Source organism: Rhizobium cerradonense (assembly GCF_030182455.1).
GTDB lineage: Bacteria > Pseudomonadota > Alphaproteobacteria > Rhizobiales > Rhizobiaceae > Rhizobium.
This window is the reverse complement of sequence record NZ_JAQJCK010000004.1, coordinates 402,604-418,581: the sequence shown is the minus strand read 5'-3', so window position 1 is coordinate 418,581 and position 15,978 is coordinate 402,604. Positions and strand designations below refer to the sequence as shown.

Here is a 15,978-nt window from a genome sequence, read left to right as displayed (position 1 = left end):
TCCTCTCAGATCAGTACACGCGTGCTTTCGGCTCGATCTTGTGCGGATCGATGCCTTCGGCGATCAGGTCGGTGTGAACGGGACGATAGTCGAGCTTCACGTCGCCTGCCTCGTTGACCCAGGCAAGCGTATGCTTGCGCCAGTTTTCGTCGTCGCGGCCGGCAAACTTGCCCTCGGTATAGTCCTCACGGGCATGCGAGCCACGGCTTTCCTTGCGGGCTTCGGCGCCGTAGATCGTCGTGATGGCGTTTGCCATCAGGTTGTGCAGCTCCAGCGTCTCGACAAGGTCGGAATTCCAGATCAGCGAACGGTCGGTGACCTTGATATCGGGCATTTCCTTCCAGATCTCCGAAAGGCGGCGGCAGCCGGATTCCAGCGATTCCTGGGTGCGGAACACGGCGGCGTCTTCCTGCATGGCGCGCTGCATCTTTTCGCGCAGCACCGCCGTCGGCGTCGAGCCGCTGGCGTGGCGCAGGCGGTCGAAACGCTCCATAATCTTGTCGCAGGCGGCAACATTGACCGGCGGAACCGGGCTGTTGCGGTCGATGACCTGGCCGGCGCGGATGGCGGCGGCGCGGCCGAAGACCACAAGGTCGATCAGCGAGTTGGAGCCGAGGCGATTGGCGCCGTGCACCGAGGCGCAACCGGCTTCACCGACGGCCATCAGGCCCGGCAGAACACGCTCCGGATTGTTGCTGTCGGCATTCAGCACTTCACCCCAATAATTCGTGGGAATGCCGCCCATATTGTAGTGAACGGTCGGCAGGACCGGGATCGGCTCGCGGGTGACATCGACGCCGGCGAAGATGCGCGCGCTCTCGGAAATACCCGGCAGGCGCTCATGCAGCACGGCCGGATCGAGATGGTCGAGATGCAGGAAGATGTGGTCCTTGCTCTTGCCGACACCGCGGCCTTCGCGGATTTCCAGCGTCATGCAGCGCGAAACGACGTCGCGCGAGGCAAGGTCCTTGGCCGACGGCGCATAGCGCTCCATGAAACGCTCGCCTTCGGAGTTGACGAGATACCCGCCTTCGCCGCGCGCGCCTTCAGTGATCAGACAGCCGGAACCATAGATGCCGGTCGGATGGAACTGCACGAATTCCATATCCTGCAGCGGCAAGCCGGCGCGGGCAACCATGCCGCCGCCGTCGCCGGTGCAGGTATGGGCCGAAGTCGCCGAGAAATAGGCGCGGCCGTAGCCGCCGGTCGCCAGCACCACCATCTTGGCGGCGAAGCGATGGATCGTTCCGTCATCCAGGCACCAGGCGACGACGCCGGTGCAGCGGCTGCCATCGTCGGACATGATCAGATCGAGCGCGAAATATTCGATGAAGAATTCAGCGTTGTTGCGCAGCGACTGGCCATAAAGCGTGTGCAGGATAGCGTGGCCGGTACGGTCGGCAGCGGCGCAGGTGCGCTGAACCGGCGGGCCTTCGCCGTAGTTCTGCATATGGCCGCCGAACGGACGCTGGTAAATCTTGCCCTCTTCGTTACGCGAGAAGGGCACGCCGTAGTGCTCGAGCTCATAGACCGCCTTCGGCGCTTCCATGGCGAGATACTGCATGGCGTCGACGTCGCCGAGCCAGTCGGAACCCTTGACGGTATCGTAGAGATGCCACTGCCAGCTATCCGGCGTCATGTTCTGCAGCGAGGCGGCGATACCGCCCTGGGCTGCGACCGTGTGCGAGCGTGTCGGGAACACCTTGGTGATGCAGGCGGTGCGGAAACCCTGCTCGGCCATGCCGAGCGTGGCGCGCAGGCCAGCGCCGCCGGCGCCGACGACGATCACGTCATAGGAGTGATCGACATATTTGTAGGCTTTCCCGTTCTGAGCGGGCCCATTCTGAGCGGATGAATTCGGTGCCATCGGTAATTATCCTACGAACGCGATCTTCAGAATGGCGAAGAGACAGAGCCCGGCCACGATGATCGCGAAGAATGTGTTGAGCATAAGAAGGACGATCTTGCTGATCTCGCTATGGACATAGTCCTCGATGATGACCTGCATGCCGATCCGCATGTGAATGACGCCGGAGACCACCATCAGGCCGAAAATAACGGCAACGATCGGGTTCGACAGCGCGTGCACGACTTCCGCGTAGGGCGCGCCGGCATAGATCATCAGAAAGATGACGAAGAATATGATGAGAGGAACGTTGGCGACGGCGGTCAGGCGCTGGCGCCAGAAATGCTCCGTGCCTTCCTTGGCGGAACCAAGACCGCGGACTTTGCCCAGGGGAGTGCGCATATCCATGAGAAATATCCTTTAAAGCATGATCCCGAAGAGCGTCCGAGCGCTTTCGAGAACAATCATGCCAATCAAATCAGCCGGATGATAATGCCGATGATCCAGACCAGCGCGGTAAGACAGAGCGAGCCGACGAGCGTCGCCTTGGCCATCCTGGTCGAGACAGCGGGGTCGTAGCCGTATCCGAGATCCCAGACGAAATGGCGGAAACCGCCGAGCATGTGGTGCAGCAGCGCCCAGGTATAACCGAGCAGGACGAGCCGGCCGATGATCGAGCCCATGATCCAGTTGACCAGATCGAAATAGCCCTGGCCGGTCGCCGCCGCGATCAGCCACCAGGCGACCAGCAGCGTGCCGAAATAAAGCGCGCCGCCGGTGATGCGGTGGACGATCGACATGACCATGGTGGGAATAAGTTTGTAGACTTGCAGATGCGGCGACAGGGGCCGGTTTTGTGTGACGTTCGCCATCAGAACCTCGCGGCGTTACGATACGCTTCTATCCCGGAATATCTCCGGGGCAACACACGCCTGGGGGAAGTCCTGTGTGCGTTGCATCAATTGCGACCATTAATCACGGAAAGGCACGTCGACAAGCACAATTGCTGTCTGCCTTGAATTTAATCGATTCGGATCAGCCGACACTTTTAGCGAGTGCGCAGAAACGACATTCTCCGATTGGCCATTCCACACGATTTTCCCGCCAACCGAGTAGACTTGGCGTCGCTCTTGCGGCACTCTGTTGTTCATATTTTATTAAGGATTAGAATGCGAGGCGAACCCATGGGACGGCATCTTTTCAAAGCAGCAACGCTCTTTGTGGCGGCAGCCGCCGCCCTGTCGTCCATGTCGGCCTCCGCAGGCGACTATCATGATGGGTACCGCCCGTTCCGGCATCATGGGCCATTTCCGCTGCACCCTGCACGCGTCGGTGCCCATGCCACGGCGGTCGCCTTTTCGACCGGCTATCGCCATGGATATCGGCCGTTCCATCATCGCGGCCCGGTTCGGTTGCAACAAATCTCCTGGCCGCAGCACTACACGCAGCCGCAACCGGCCAGAATCATCCTCATGGATCGGCAATATGCGGCTGACATCGGCACCTATGCCGGCACTGCCGATATGTATCAGGCCGACGATGGGACTTATATTGTCGGCTATGGCGGCGGCTATGATCAATATCAGGGCGAACCGGCTGCATTGAAGCCGAGAGCCAAGATCATCAACGTCAAACGTGCCGGCAATGCCTGCTCCTACGAGGCCGGCGTCTGTGTGATTCGCCCCTGACGGTCGTTAGCCGGCTAGAAATCGCCAGACCGTGGTCTTCTTGACCTCGCTATCCTCCAGCGCCCGCGTCACCGGCACCTGATAGGTCGCCTGAAGCTCCAGACGATCCTTGGGCAGGTAGGCCCTCCCCGGATCGCCGACCAGCACAAGGCGATCCTCTCCCGCGAGCTGCCGGAACCAGGGAATCAGCCGATCGGCGAAATCGCGATCATAAAAGACATCGCCGGCGAGAATGACGTCGGCATCCGTAGCTTGGTCAATGAGATTGTCGCCTGTAAAATCGAGCGCAACGCCGTTTTCCGCAGCATTCAGCCTTACCGCGGTTTCCGCCCAGGGATCGATATCGGCGGCGAGCACATGGCTTGCGCCCGCGAGCTTTGCCGCAATCGCGACGAGGCCGGAGCCGCTGGCGAAATCCAGTACCCGTTTTCCGGCGACCATGTCGGGATGATCGAGCACATAGCGCGCAAGCCCCTGCCCGCCCGCCCAGGCAAAAGCCCAGAAGGGAGGCGGCAGGCCGATCTCTTCAAGTTCTTCCTCCGTCTTCAGCCAGAGATCATGGGCTTCGCTTGCCAGATGCAGCCGGATTTCCGGCGCATGCGGCGGCGCCATGAGACTGGTATTCGCACGGATGAAACTCTCCGGATCGGTCTTCAAAGCGTCCTCGAATTATCAGACGGGCGGATTGTCGAGTTCGCCCATACGGCAGACTTCGAGATATTCCTCATCGGTCACGGGCTGCACCGAAAGCCGCATCGAGGTGACGAGCGACATCTGCGAGAGCTTCGGATTGGCTTTGATATCCTTCAGCGACACCGGTTTCGGCATGTCGCACACGGCGCGGATATCCACGCAATCCCAGCGCGGATCGTCCTTGGCGGTCGAATCGGGATGCGACAGCGCGCAGACCTCGACAATGCCGACGATCTCCAGCCCTTCATTGGAATGATAGAAGAAGCCCTTGTCGCCGATCTGCATCGCCCGCATGTTGTTGCGGGCGAGATAGTTGCGCACTCCGGTCCATTCCGTGCCCTTCTCGCCAGCCTTCTTCTGTGCCTCCCAGGACCAGGAGGACGGCTCGGATTTATACAGCCAGTGCGCCATGTTCATGCCTCCGGATTGTTGAAGACCCAGTTGAACGGCTTGATCTCGACGCTCTCGAACAGGCCAGCCTTGGTGTAGGGATCGGCATCGGCGATCGCCTTCGCCGCCTCGATCGTTTCGGCACTGACGACAACCAGGCTCCCATTCGGCTTGCCTTCGGCATCGAGGAAGGGACCCGCCATCTTCAGCGTACCCTCGGCATTGAGCTTGTTCAAATGCTCGAGATGCGCAGGGCGCGTGTCCATGCGGACATTCAAATGACCGGGCTTGTCCTTGCAGACAAAGGCAAACAGCATTGTTTCATTCTCCTATGGAAATCAGCAGATCATCAGGGGTGATGGATAAAGTCTCATCCACCGAAGGTCATCTTGTTTCTGCGCGAAGCGGATTGATAATATCGAGGCCCCAGAAATCGGCCTCATTGTGCGTGACGATGATGCATTCATTCGCGATTGCGACGGAAGCGATCAACATATCCATCGGGTCACGCTGCCGCCCCGCTGCTCGCCCCTCCGCCATGAGTTGCGCCCATACCAAGGCCGCGTTCTCATCGAAGGAAAGAATACGTCCGGCGAAATACGCCAGTGGTCCTTGTGCACCGAGAAACCAGGTTTCGAGGTCATCGCGCATACGCCCCGCCGGCATGATCAGGATGCCGCGTTGAATCTCGGCGATCGTGGAGGCTGCGATGAAGAGATCATCGTCTATTTGGGCTTGAAGCCATCTGGCAAGATCAGGTGACGGCTCTGGTTTGATCGTGTTGCTGATAATATTGGTATCGAGCAAATAACGGGTCAAAGATCGATCTCGCGCACTTTGCCACGAACTCGTTCAAGATCGATATCCGCGCCGACGAGGGGCGAACTACGCAACCAGGCATAAACGCCACCTTTTTTCGGCGGCTCGCCGGAGAGCGTCTGGTTCAGGACATTACGGATATATGCCGCTTCGGTCCCTCCTTCCGCCAGACGCCGCGCCACAGAACGAATGAGCGCCCGATCACTATCAAGGCCCAGCACTTCGAAACGAGCCAGGCCGCGCTCCTCGATACGTGAGCGGTAATTTTGAATTGCACGCTTCTGTGAACTGCCCATTCTGGCCTCCGCGATATTACCGGTAATATATCCAGTAATCGCGGTGCATTCAAGTTCAAGTCATTCCGTCGTAATCGGTCGGGTCATCAATTGCCCAATGGCGGTCGCTATGTCGAGCTTGCCATCGATGATGGCCGAGACCGCTTCGGTGATCGGCATGTCGACGCCCAGCCCAAGCGCCAGACGCGCCGCGATCGAGGCGGCATAAGCGCCTTCGACGAGGTCGCCATGCGATGGATCCGCCGCCTCGCCGCGGCCGAGCGCGATGCCGAAACGCAGATTGCGGGATTGGTGGCTGGTAGCGGTCAGCACGAGGTCGCCGAGGCCGGAGAGACCGCGCACCGTTTCCGCCTTGCCGCCCTTGGCGACGACGAAGCGCGACATTTCCGCAAGGCCGCGGCTGATCAGTGCCGCGCGCGCAGAATCGCCGATGCCGCGCCCTTCGACAATGCCGCAGGCAATCGCCAGGACATTCTTCAGCGCGCCGCCAAGCTGCACACCGACGCGATCGTCAGAGGCATAGAGACGGAATGTCGGCCCTGAAATCGCCTGCGCCAGCCGTTCGGCCACCGCCATATCGCCGGCGGCGATCGCCATAGCCGTCGGCAGGCCCTTGGCAATGTCGGTCGCAAAGCCCGGACCGGAGAGAACCGCAATGGTGTGATGCGGCAATTCCCGCTCCAGCATGTCGGTCAAGAGATCGCCGGAGACCTTGTCGATGCCCTTGGCGCAGGTGACGACGACGGCATCTTCCGCCAGGTAAGGCCCGTAATGGCGCGCCGCATCCGCCTGTGCCTGCGACGGCATGGCGAAAAGCACGATGCCGGCGTCCGAAATCGCGTCCGGCTCGGCCGAAAATTGCAGCGAATCCGGCAATTCTATGCCCGGCAGAGCCGTATCATGCAGACGATCATCTCTGAGATCGGCCATCAGAGACGCCTTGCGCCCGACCAGCGTCACCTGGCTCTTGCCGGTCAAGGCGATGACGGCGGCGAGCGCCGTGCCGAAGGCGCCGGCGCCAACCACTGCGATGCGTTCACTATCGCTCATGCCTTCGCTCCTCGTTTGCCATGCCCCAAGAGAGTTTCCGCCTTCTGATCGAGCGGCCAGCGCGAGCGCGGCTGCACATCGAGGCCGTCGGGTACCGCACCTGTCGCCATGCGCTCCAGCCCCGCCCAGGCGATCATCACCGCATTGTCGGTGCAGAGGTGCAGTGGCGGCGCGATGAAGCGGAAACCGTTGAGATCGCAAAGCTCCTGCAGCGTGCGGCGCAGCTCGAGATTGGCGGCGACACCGCCGGCGACGACCAGCGCCGGCTTGTCCGCCCTCTTTGGAAACTCCTTTTTGAAGCGCTGCAGGCCACGCCCGATCCGGTCCTTCAAGGTGCGCGAAATCGCCTTCTGGAAGGAGGCGCAGATGTCGGCGATATCCTGCTCGCTCACCGGCGCGATCGCCGTCGCCGCCTGTCGCACTGCAGTCTTGAGGCCGGAAAAGGAAAAGTCCAGCCGCGTCTCGCCGACCAGCGGCCGAGGGAAGTCGAATCGGTCCGCATTGCCGTTCTGCGCCGCCGCTTCGACCGCCGGGCCGCCGGGATAGGGCAGACCGAGCAGCTTCGCCGTCTTATCGAAGGCTTCGCCCAGCGCATCGTCGATGGTCGTACCCCAGCGCTCATATTCGCCGACGCCGCGCACCAAAATCAGTTGCGTGTGGCCGCCGGAGACGAGCAGCATGAGATAGGGAAAGGTGAGACCATCCGTCAGCCTTGCCGTCAATGCATGGCCCTCTAAATGATTGATGGCGTAGAGCGGCTTGCCGGTCGCCCTCGAAATCGCCTTGCCGGTCATCAGCCCGACCAACAGGCCGCCGATCAGACCGGGGCCGGATGTGGCCGCGATGGCGTCGACATCGGACAGCGACACATTGGCGCGCTTCAGGGCCTCGTCGATCAACGTATCCAGCGCCTCGACATGGGCCCGCGCGGCAATTTCCGGCACGACGCCGCCATAGGCGCTATGCTCGTCCAACTGGCTCAAAACCACGTCGGAGGCAATCGCGGCCGTGCCGTCTTCCCGGCGCTCGACAATGGCCGCGGCGGTTTCGTCGCAGCTTGTTTCGATGCCGAGAATGCGAAGAAAGGACGCCATGGAAGCTGTTCGTTGCCTGTTGGTCGATTGCGATGAAGCGGAAATATGGTTACGGGAACTGTCGGTAACAACGGATCAAAGCGGATGCAAACAAAACCTTTCCGGATTGGCACGCGCGGCAGCCCGCTGGCGCTGGCGCAGGCACACGAGGCCCGCCACCGCCTGATGGCGGCGCATGGCTTGCCGGAGGAGATGTTCGAGATCGTCGTTCTGAGCACCAAGGGCGACCGCATTACCGACCGTTCGCTGGCGCTGATCGGCGGCAAAGGCCTGTTCACGGAAGAGCTGGAACAGAAACTGACCAAAGGCGAGCTCGACTTTGCCGTACACTCGGCAAAGGACATGGCGACAAAGCTGCCGGAAGGGCTGGCGCTATCGGCCTATCTGCCGCGCGAGGATATCCGCGATTCCTTTATCGGCCGCACCGCGCCGAAGCTGATCGACCTGCCGCATGGCGCAACCGTCGGCTCCGCCTCGCTGCGCCGCCAGGCGCTGATCCGGCGCCTGCGCCCAGATATCAACGTCATAACCTTTCGCGGCGCCGTCGAAACGCGTCTGCGCAAGCTGGAGGAAGGCCAAGCGGACGCGACATTGTTGGCTCTCGCCGGCCTGAAACGGCTCGGCAAGGTGAATGTGATCACTGACATTCTCGACCCAGATGAATTCCCGCCGGCGCCAGCGCAAGGTGCGATCTGCATCGAAAGCCGCGTCAGCGACGACAGGACGAACGACCTGCTCGCCGCCATCAACGACGCACCGACCTTTGACACCGTTTCCTGCGAACGCGGCTTCCTGGCGGCACTGGACGGCTCCTGCCGCACGCCGATCGCCGGCTATGCCGTCTGCGAGGGCGACCATATCAGGTTCTTCGGCATGATCCTGACGCCCGATGGCCAGCAAGTGCACACCACCACCATCGAAGGTCATCGCCGGGACGCCGAGGCGCTCGGCACCAATGCCGGCCAGGCGATCCGCACTGAAGCCGGCAGCACCTTCTTCGAAGACTGGACCTGATATCCGATGCGTGTCGTCGTCACCCGTCCGGAGCATTCGGGTGAACGCACCGCCCGACGGCTTGCGGAGATGGGGCATGAGGCGATCCTCTTGCCGCTGACAAAGCCCGTGCATGATGCCGAGGCGGCTCTAAAGGGGCTTGAGGAAACAAGCGGTGCCATCGCCGTCACCAGCACCGAAATCATACGTGTCTTGGAACATGTGAAGCCGTCATTGCGGTCGATTATCCATCGGCCGCTTTTTGCGGTCGGCAACGCGACCGCGCAGGCTGCCCGGGAGATCGGCTTCAAGAGTGCCGTGGGCGTGGGCGGCGGCAACGGAGCCCAGCTAGCGGAGCTGATCAGCCAGCAAAGCGCCGAATTCGGAGATTTGCCACTGCTCTATCTGGCAGGCTCCCCGCGCGCAGCCGGCTTCGAAGCGCGGTTGGCGCAGCTCGGGATCGCGTTCCGAACGGTCGAATGCTACCGCATGGAGGACGTCATGCCCGACATCGGCACGCTGGCCCGCGTCCTTGTCGATACTCCCGCGGATGCGATCCTCTTCTATTCCCGCGAGACCGCCCGCCGCTTTTTCGCCCTGCCTTTTCTGCGCGTGCACTCTGACACCCTCGCTCAAACGCGAATGCTCTGTCTCAGCGGAGCAGTTGCCGAGGTGGTGCCGGCGGCGCTGCAATCACTTGTGGAAATCGCCGCCGTGCCGGACGAAGACAGCCTTCTGGCGCTTCTGGCAGCGAAGTGAGGTCGCAATTTTGATCTAACCTCTTTCCATAATCGATCTGTCTGTCTACTTTCGCTGCAGCGCATGAAAAGAGGACCTCATGGTATCGGGAAATCCGCCAAACCATTCGAAGCCCAACGACGAGCCGATCACGATCGATCTGGAAGCTGAGGAAACCGCTCGAACCGCGGTTTCCGAGGAGATGACGGAGCGCAATCACAGCGACCCCGGCAGTTCGTCCGCCAATGAGGTGGAAATACCGCCGGAAATGGAAAAGGAACCGGTGGCGGAAGAGGCCGACGAACCGGTCGCGGAGCCTGCGGCAGAAGATCCTAAAGCCGCAACCGCGGGGGAACCGGAACCTCCCCGCTCCGATGCCGAGCAACCTTCTGCGCCCCAGCGGCAGCAAGGGGCAACGTCTGGCCTGATCGCCGCGGGCATCGTCGGCGGGCTGATCTCCCTCATCTGCGTCGGCGCCATCCAATATGCCGGCCTCCTGCCCGGCGGCCGGCCGGCAAAAGACCATTCCGCCGATATTGCCGCGCTCACAGACGAAATCGACGGGCTGAAGCAGACCGTGTCCAATCTCGCTGCCAACTCCGCCGCAACATCGGACACCACCCTTGCAGCCCGCGTCGCAGCCCTTGAGACAGCGGCCGCCAATAACACGGGCGCAAGCGGATCATCCGGTACAAGCAGCGGCGATGCGGACCAGAAGATCGCAGCGCTCAGCGCCGAAGTGGATCAATTGAAGGCGAGCCTTGCTCAGGCGACGCAAAGTCAGGCCTCATCCGACGCCGATGTCAGCAAACGCCTTGATGACGCTGAAAAGAAGCTGAACGCGCCGAGCCAGGAAAGCGCTGTCGCCCGCGCCATTGCGGCTGCGGCCCTGAAGGCGGCGATCGATCGCGGCGGTCCCTTTCAGCCTGAACTCGATACCTACGCCAATGTCGCACCTGATGACCCTGCGGTTGCCGATCTGAAGGCGTTCGCCCAGACGGGCATTCCCTCGCGCGCCGATCTCATTCGCCGTGTCTCCGATGTTGCGACGGCGATCGTCAGTTCGACGCAGCAGGACGATCCGAACCAGAGCTGGAGCGACCGGCTGCTGAGCAGCGCCAAATCCCTGGTGCAGGTGCGCCCGGTCGGCAACGTCACCGGCGATAGCGTCGAGGCCATTACCGCCCGCTTCGAGGACAAGGTGAAGAACGGCGATCTGCCCGGAGCGATCACCGAATGGAACAGCCTGCCGGACGCCGCCAAATCGGCCTCCGCCGCCTTCAAGCAATCATTGGAAGCTCGCATCCGGGTCGAAGACCTAGTCAGCGACGCGCTGTCGAAGGCGATCGCCGACACCGGAAAACAAAGCTGAGGCGGGGAAGAGAATGATCAGACTGCTTATTTTCGCCGTTCTCGTCCTGCTGCTTGGCTATGGCTTTTCCTGGCTTGCGGATCGCCCTGGCGATCTTTCCCTGGTCTGGGGTGGCGAACTCTATCAGACCAAGCTCATCGTCGCTGCCGGCATCCTGATTGCGCTGATCGCCGTCGTCATGGTGGTCTGGTGGTTTATCCGCCTCATCTGGACCTCGCCGCATTCCGTCACCCGCTATTTTCGCGCCCGCAAGCGCGACCGCGGCTATCAGGCCTTGTCCACGGGGCTGATCGCCGCCGGTGCCGGCAACGCGCTGCTTGCCCGCAAGATGGCGGCGCGCACCCGCGGTCTGATCCGCGCCGACCAGGAGCCGCTGATCAACCTGCTGGAAGCACAGGCCGCGCTAATCGAAGGCAAGCATGACGAGGCCCGCCAAAAATTCGAGCTGATGGCCAACGACCCGGAAACCCGCGAACTGGGTCTGCGCGGCCTTTATCTCGAAGCCAAACGGCTTGGCGCGCACGAGGCGGCGCGGCACTATGCCGAAAAGGCTGCCGACCAGGCGCCCTATCTGCCATGGGCAGCGCAGGCGACGCTGGAATACCGCAGCCAGGCCGGCCATTGGGACGACGCCATCAAGCTTCTCGACCAGCAGAAGATCGCCCGCGTCATCGATAAGGATACCGCCAACCGCCAGCGCGCCGTATTGCTGACCGCGCGCGCCAATGAAAAGCTCGAAGGCGATCCGTCCGGCGCCCGGGACGATGCGCTGGCTGCATTGAAGCTGTCCCCCGATTTCGTGCCGGCCGCGCTGACAGCCGCCAAGGCGTTGTTTCGCGAAGACAAGGTGCGCAAGGCCGCTTCCATTCTCGAACAGGTCTGGAAGGTGGAGCCGCATCCGGAGATCGGCAGGGCCTATGTCCGCGCCCGCAGCGGCGATTCCGTCTCCGATCGCCTGAAGCGTGCCGAACGGCTGGAAGCGACGCGCCCGAACAATGTCGAAGCGCTGCTGATCACGGCAAAGGCGGCACTCGACGCCCGCGACTTCGCCAAAGCCCGCTCCAAGGCGGAAGCCGCGGCTCGCATCGATGCCCGCGAAGGCGCCTTCCTGCTGCTGGCCGATATAGAAGAGGCCGAGACCGGAGACCAGGGGCGCATCCGCCATTGGATGGCGCAGGCATTGCGCGCGCCGCGCGATCCGGCCTGGCTCGCCGATGGTTTCGTCTCCGACAAATGGCTGCCGCTGTCGCCGATCACCGGCCGCCTCGACGCCTTCGAATGGAAGGCACCCTTCGGCCAACTCGAAGGGCCGGTGGAAGAGGGCACGACCGTCTCGGTCGATGCCGCGCTGAGGTCGCTGCCGCCGGTGCGCGAGACCGCTCCGCCCGCAACTGCTGCGACAAAACCCGCTTCACCAACAGTTGCTTCGCCGGCTGCCGGCACCTCTGTTATAGAATTGGAGCCGATCGCCAAAAAGCCGGCGCCCGTACCCGCCGCCAAAACCGAGCCGGCGAAGGAGCCGGAACCAAAGCCCTTCTTCGGCGGCGCGCCGGACGATCCGGGCGTAAAAGATCTCAAGCTTGAACCGGAACCCAAGACACGGCTGAAGCTCTTCTAAGAATGGAATCGAATGTTCGAACGCTTTCAGGAATTCTTTCAGAATCTGACCAAGGAACACCCTAAATCCGGCTTTGCTCCCGACGATCCGCGTATCGCGGTTGCGGCGCTCTGTTTCCAGGTGATGGAAGCGGACGGCAAGATCGAGGAAAGCGAGAAGAAGCGGCTTCGCAAGCTGCTGAAGAGCCAATACGGTCTCGATGGCCGTCAGCTCGACGCTCTGATCGCCGCCGGCCAGGAGGCCGAGAGCGAGGCGGTCGATTATTATCGCTTCACCTCCGATCTGAAGCGCCATCTCAACAGCGAACAGCGCCTCGAGCTTCTCGGCATCCTCTGGGACATCGTCTATGCCGATGGCGAACGCAGCGAGATGGAGGATCATGCGATCTGGCGCATTGCCGACCTCATGGGCATCTCCGACCGTGACCGCGTTGTCAAACGCCAAGAGGCAGCCGCCCGCGCCCCGGGTCACAGAAGGGAAAGTGCGGATGATGATTGAGGCGCCGCAGGGCGGTGGACATCGCCCTGTATTGATCATCCTGCACCAGGAACGCTCCAGCTCCGGCCGTGTCGGCCAGATGCTCTTGGACAAGGGTTACGATCTCGACATCCGCCGGCCGGTACTCGGTGACCGATTGCCGCCAACACTGGAGGGGCATGCCGGCGCAGTGGTCTTCGGCGGGCCGATGAGCGCCAATGATCCCGACGATTTCGTCAAGACTGAGATCAACTGGCTCGACGTGCCGCTGAAGGAAAATCGCCCCTATCTCGGCATCTGCCTCGGCGCACAGATGCTCGCCCGCCACCTCGGCGCCAAGGTGAAGGCCCGCGACGACGGCAAGACCGAAATCGGCTGGTATCCGCTGCAGCCGACGGAAAAGGGCCGGCTTTTGATGCGCCACTGGCCGCAAATGGTCTATCACTTTCACCGTGAAGGTTTCGACTTGCCGCATGGCGCCGATCTTCTGGCGACCGGCGAGACCTACCCTAACCAGGCCTATCGCTATGGCGCCAATGCCTGGGGCCTGCAATTCCACGCGGAACTCACCCGCGCCATGATGCAGCGCTGGGTCGTGCATGGCGAGCATCGCTTTTGCATGCCGAACGCCCAACAGGGTCGCGAGCATCTGGAGGGTCGCATGATCTTTGACCCCCCGCTCAGAGCCTGGCTGTCCGATTTCCTCGATCTCATTTTCGAGGGCAAGCAGGCGATGGCGGCTTGATCGGCTCACGATCATATCCCCCAAGCGTCACCCCTGCTTTTCTTCCCTCACGGATTGGGCGCCTATCGGCGGACCGAGCAACAGGTTGATAAGCACCAACAGTCCCATGGCTCCCATCATGCCGGCGATGCGATTCATGGCCGGCAGCAGACTGTCCGCGGGGCCGGTATCCTGCACGAGCGTCAGGATCAAAGCGATGGCCGCCTGCGAACCGACGCCGGCGATGCCGTACGGCCCGTTCTGAATCTGCATGGCGAGCCAGGTGCCTGCCATCAGCAGCAGAAGCCAGGGCACGAAGGACTGGCTGATCGGCAAGAATAGCACCATCGTGCCAAAACAGCCGCCCAGGATGCATCCGGCCACCCGTTGCAACATGCGCTGAGCAATCGCCGACTGGTCCTTCTCCGAGACCCCGGTGAGCGTGGGGACAGCCATGACCGCACCGATCGAAATCGCCATCTGGCTGAGGTTGGGCAATTCCAACTGCCGCCAGACCAGCGGCACGGCGGCAACCGCCATGCCTGTCCGCATGGCATGTGACAATACATGCCAGTTTCCACCCAGCAGACTATGCCAGCCGGGCGGTGGCGCCACGACCTCGCCTTCCGCAGGTGCCAGCAGCCATGTCACCAGCAAGGCCGTGGCGGTGCCGAGCACGATCTCGACGGCACGATAGAAGGCAATGGAAAGCGCCAGCGTCGGATCGTCCAACGAGCCGAGCGTGACTATCATCGCCGTGATCCCGCCAAGGAGCCAGGCATAGCCATGGGGGCTCAGCAACGCACCAAGGATGGCAAGCGTGCCGGTGGCGAAAAGAAGCAGCACCGTCGCCACGGGGTCATAGACGGCCCAAGGCACAAGGGCGAAGCTCAACACCGCGCCGACCAGCGTTCCCACGATCCTCAGCCCGCCCCTCTGCCACGATTGCGGATGGCTCGCCTGCACGCATATGAAGGCGCTGATGGCGGCCCACCAGGGATTGTTGAGCCTCAGGAGCAGAGCGAAAACGAGCGCGAGCCCGACCGCCAGCGCGGCGATATTGGCTTGCAGCAAGCGTGGACCGGAAAGGCTCAGCTCCGCCAGCTCGCCGCGGATCGCATGGACGAGCTCTGCAAGAGCCCGCCTCATGGGAAGATCAGCGTGCTGGCATCCGATCCCATATAAAGGGTCAGGTCGGATGGAGGATCGACCAGCTTGAATGTTACCGGGAAGCGGCGCCTCAGCCTGATCCAATCGGTGGTGGGAGCGACATAAGGCAATATCCCATCCTCATCGGGACCTCTGCTGATGCCGCGCGAGACACCCTCGATGCGAGCGCGATAGAGGCGCCACGGGTGCGTGTCGAGCCACACCCATGCTGCTTTGCCGGGCTCAAGCTTCCTGATGTAGTTCTCCTTGTAGTTCGCGACGATGCGCCAGCCCGCCGCATCGACAATCCCGACCAGCGCCTTTCCGGCCGAGGCCGTATCGCCCACACTCAGGGAGAGATTGTTGACCGTGCCATCGACGGGCGCGCGGATCTCGGTCTGGCTGAGCTGCCATTCCGCCAAGGCCAGCGCGGCCTGCGCCTGCGCGGCAACGGCATCCTGGCTGGCGACAGACCGGGATGCCTTGTCGACCGCCTCGCGCGCCGCCGCCTGTTCCGTGGCCGCCCGCTGTTGAGCGGAAACCCCGTCGGCGGCAGTCAAGGCCACCTGCTTCTGATCAATGCCGGCCTGTTGTAATGCAGTCGTCGCCGCCGTCAGCCGATCCTGAGCCGCCTTCCGCTCATCGTCGGCAAGCTTGTGGTTCGCAGCCGCTTCCTGAACCGCTGCCTTGCGTTGATCGACGACGAGTTGGAACGGCAGCTTGTCGATGACAGCCAAAAGATCGCCGCGCCGTACCTCCCGGTCGTTGGCGATATCGACGCTCACGATGACGCCCGTCACCTGCGGCGCAACCGTCACGAAATTCGTGGTGACATAGGCATCGTCGGTATAGGCAACGAACGATGTCAAAACCTGCCAAACCGCCAAAAGCGCCAGCAGACTGGCTATGCCCACGACAAGCCGAAACGCACGCCGGCGCTCGGTTGGCACATCCGGCGGCGCAGATGGGTCTGGCTCGATCGGTTCGTTGCTCGTCGTGTTGCTCATGGCGACAACATGCGCGCGGAGTTA

At 62.2% G+C, this 15,978-nt stretch carries 19 protein-coding genes; 7 read left to right on the top strand and 12 right to left on the bottom strand.

Translation table 11 applies throughout. The annotated features are described in order from the left end of the window. Positions 1 to 10: 10 nt before the first annotated feature. From sdhA to sdhC, 3 genes are all read right to left on the bottom strand, one after another. On the bottom strand, positions 11 to 1,867 hold the full coding sequence (gene sdhA, locus PH547_RS12675; protein WP_285168365.1) for a succinate dehydrogenase flavoprotein subunit: 1,857 nt from the start codon (positions 1,865 to 1,867) through the stop codon (positions 11 to 13). 6 nt (positions 1,868 to 1,873) lie between these two features. After that, complete coding sequence (gene sdhD / locus PH547_RS12670) at positions 1,874 to 2,254, bottom strand: succinate dehydrogenase, hydrophobic membrane anchor protein (RefSeq protein ID WP_283047794.1); 381 nt, start codon at positions 2,252 to 2,254, stop codon at positions 1,874 to 1,876. A gap of 65 nt (positions 2,255 to 2,319) precedes the next feature. Next, entirely contained in the window at positions 2,320 to 2,718 is a 399-nt protein-coding gene (sdhC, locus tag PH547_RS12665; protein WP_104824610.1) for a succinate dehydrogenase, cytochrome b556 subunit, read from the bottom strand. A 312-nt stretch (positions 2,719 to 3,030) separates the two neighbouring features. On the opposite strand from sdhC, the gene PH547_RS12660 reads away from it, so the two are divergent. Then, on the top strand, positions 3,031 to 3,534 hold the full coding sequence (locus PH547_RS12660) for a hypothetical protein (RefSeq protein ID WP_285168364.1): 504 nt from the start codon (positions 3,031 to 3,033) through the stop codon (positions 3,532 to 3,534). Between the two features lie 6 nt (positions 3,535 to 3,540). Here PH547_RS12660 and PH547_RS12655 read toward each other — a convergent pair whose 3' ends face one another. From PH547_RS12655 to tsaD, 7 genes are all read right to left on the bottom strand, one after another. After that, positions 3,541 to 4,191 (bottom strand): class I SAM-dependent methyltransferase, encoded by a 651-nt coding sequence (locus PH547_RS12655; protein ID WP_285168363.1) that lies wholly within the window; start codon positions 4,189 to 4,191, stop codon positions 3,541 to 3,543. Positions 4,192 to 4,206: 15 nt separating this feature from the next. Further along, positions 4,207 to 4,638 (bottom strand): EVE domain-containing protein, encoded by a 432-nt coding sequence (locus PH547_RS12650; protein ID WP_104824612.1) that lies wholly within the window; start codon positions 4,636 to 4,638, stop codon positions 4,207 to 4,209. A gap of 2 nt (positions 4,639 to 4,640) precedes the next feature. Further along, entirely contained in the window at positions 4,641 to 4,934 is a 294-nt protein-coding gene (locus PH547_RS12645; protein WP_283047798.1) for a YciI-like protein, read from the bottom strand. 67 nt (positions 4,935 to 5,001) lie between these two features. Next, complete coding sequence (locus PH547_RS12640) at positions 5,002 to 5,436, bottom strand: PIN domain-containing protein (protein WP_285168362.1); 435 nt, start codon at positions 5,434 to 5,436, stop codon at positions 5,002 to 5,004. Continuing rightward, positions 5,433 to 5,732 carry a hypothetical protein gene (locus tag PH547_RS12635; protein ID WP_104824615.1) on the bottom strand — a complete coding sequence of 100 codons (300 nt, stop codon included), beginning with the start codon at positions 5,730 to 5,732 and terminating at the stop codon, positions 5,433 to 5,435. Before PH547_RS12635 ends, PH547_RS12640 begins: the two co-directional genes overlap by 4 nt. A gap of 60 nt (positions 5,733 to 5,792) precedes the next feature. Then, the gene (locus PH547_RS12630; protein WP_285168361.1) at positions 5,793 to 6,782 is read right to left on the bottom strand and encodes an NAD(P)H-dependent glycerol-3-phosphate dehydrogenase; all 990 of its coding nucleotides are present in this window, start codon (positions 6,780 to 6,782) and stop codon (positions 5,793 to 5,795) included. Continuing rightward, positions 6,779 to 7,876: a tRNA (adenosine(37)-N6)-threonylcarbamoyltransferase complex transferase subunit TsaD gene (tsaD, locus tag PH547_RS12625; protein WP_285168360.1), complete on the bottom strand. Its 1,098-nt coding sequence runs from the start codon at positions 7,874 to 7,876 to the stop codon at positions 6,779 to 6,781. The genes PH547_RS12630 and tsaD overlap by 4 nt, the downstream gene beginning before the upstream one ends. Positions 7,877 to 7,960: 84 nt before the next feature. Between tsaD and hemC the strand changes: the two genes are divergently transcribed. The 6 genes from hemC to PH547_RS12595 all read left to right on the top strand — a co-directional run bounded on the left by hemC (position 7,961) and on the right by PH547_RS12595 (position 13,819). Next, positions 7,961 to 8,890, top strand: a complete 930-nt coding sequence (gene hemC / locus PH547_RS12620) for a hydroxymethylbilane synthase (RefSeq protein WP_285168359.1) — start codon at positions 7,961 to 7,963, stop codon at positions 8,888 to 8,890. Between the two features lie 6 nt (positions 8,891 to 8,896). Beyond that, positions 8,897 to 9,628 (top strand): uroporphyrinogen-III synthase, encoded by a 732-nt coding sequence (locus tag PH547_RS12615; RefSeq protein WP_104824619.1) that lies wholly within the window; start codon positions 8,897 to 8,899, stop codon positions 9,626 to 9,628. Positions 9,629 to 9,707: 79 nt separating this feature from the next. Next, positions 9,708 to 10,979: a COG4223 family protein gene (locus PH547_RS12610; RefSeq protein ID WP_104824620.1), complete on the top strand. Its 1,272-nt coding sequence runs from the start codon at positions 9,708 to 9,710 to the stop codon at positions 10,977 to 10,979. 13 nt (positions 10,980 to 10,992) lie between these two features. Continuing rightward, on the top strand, positions 10,993 to 12,597 hold the full coding sequence (locus PH547_RS12605) for a heme biosynthesis protein HemY (RefSeq protein ID WP_260303187.1): 1,605 nt from the start codon (positions 10,993 to 10,995) through the stop codon (positions 12,595 to 12,597). A gap of 12 nt (positions 12,598 to 12,609) precedes the next feature. Then, entirely contained in the window at positions 12,610 to 13,095 is a 486-nt protein-coding gene (locus tag PH547_RS12600) for a tellurite resistance TerB family protein (RefSeq protein WP_104824622.1), read from the top strand. After that, positions 13,088 to 13,819 (top strand): glutamine amidotransferase, encoded by a 732-nt coding sequence (locus PH547_RS12595; protein ID WP_104825246.1) that lies wholly within the window; start codon positions 13,088 to 13,090, stop codon positions 13,817 to 13,819. The genes PH547_RS12600 and PH547_RS12595 overlap by 8 nt, the downstream gene beginning before the upstream one ends. A gap of 27 nt (positions 13,820 to 13,846) precedes the next feature. Here the strand turns inward: PH547_RS12595 and PH547_RS12590 are convergent, their stop codons facing one another. Then, positions 13,847 to 14,947: an FUSC family protein gene (locus PH547_RS12590; protein ID WP_285168357.1), complete on the bottom strand. Its 1,101-nt coding sequence runs from the start codon at positions 14,945 to 14,947 to the stop codon at positions 13,847 to 13,849. Then, positions 14,944 to 15,954: an HlyD family secretion protein gene (locus PH547_RS12585; protein ID WP_104824624.1), complete on the bottom strand. Its 1,011-nt coding sequence runs from the start codon at positions 15,952 to 15,954 to the stop codon at positions 14,944 to 14,946. Before PH547_RS12585 ends, PH547_RS12590 begins: the two co-directional genes overlap by 4 nt. Positions 15,955 to 15,978 lie beyond the last annotated feature (24 nt).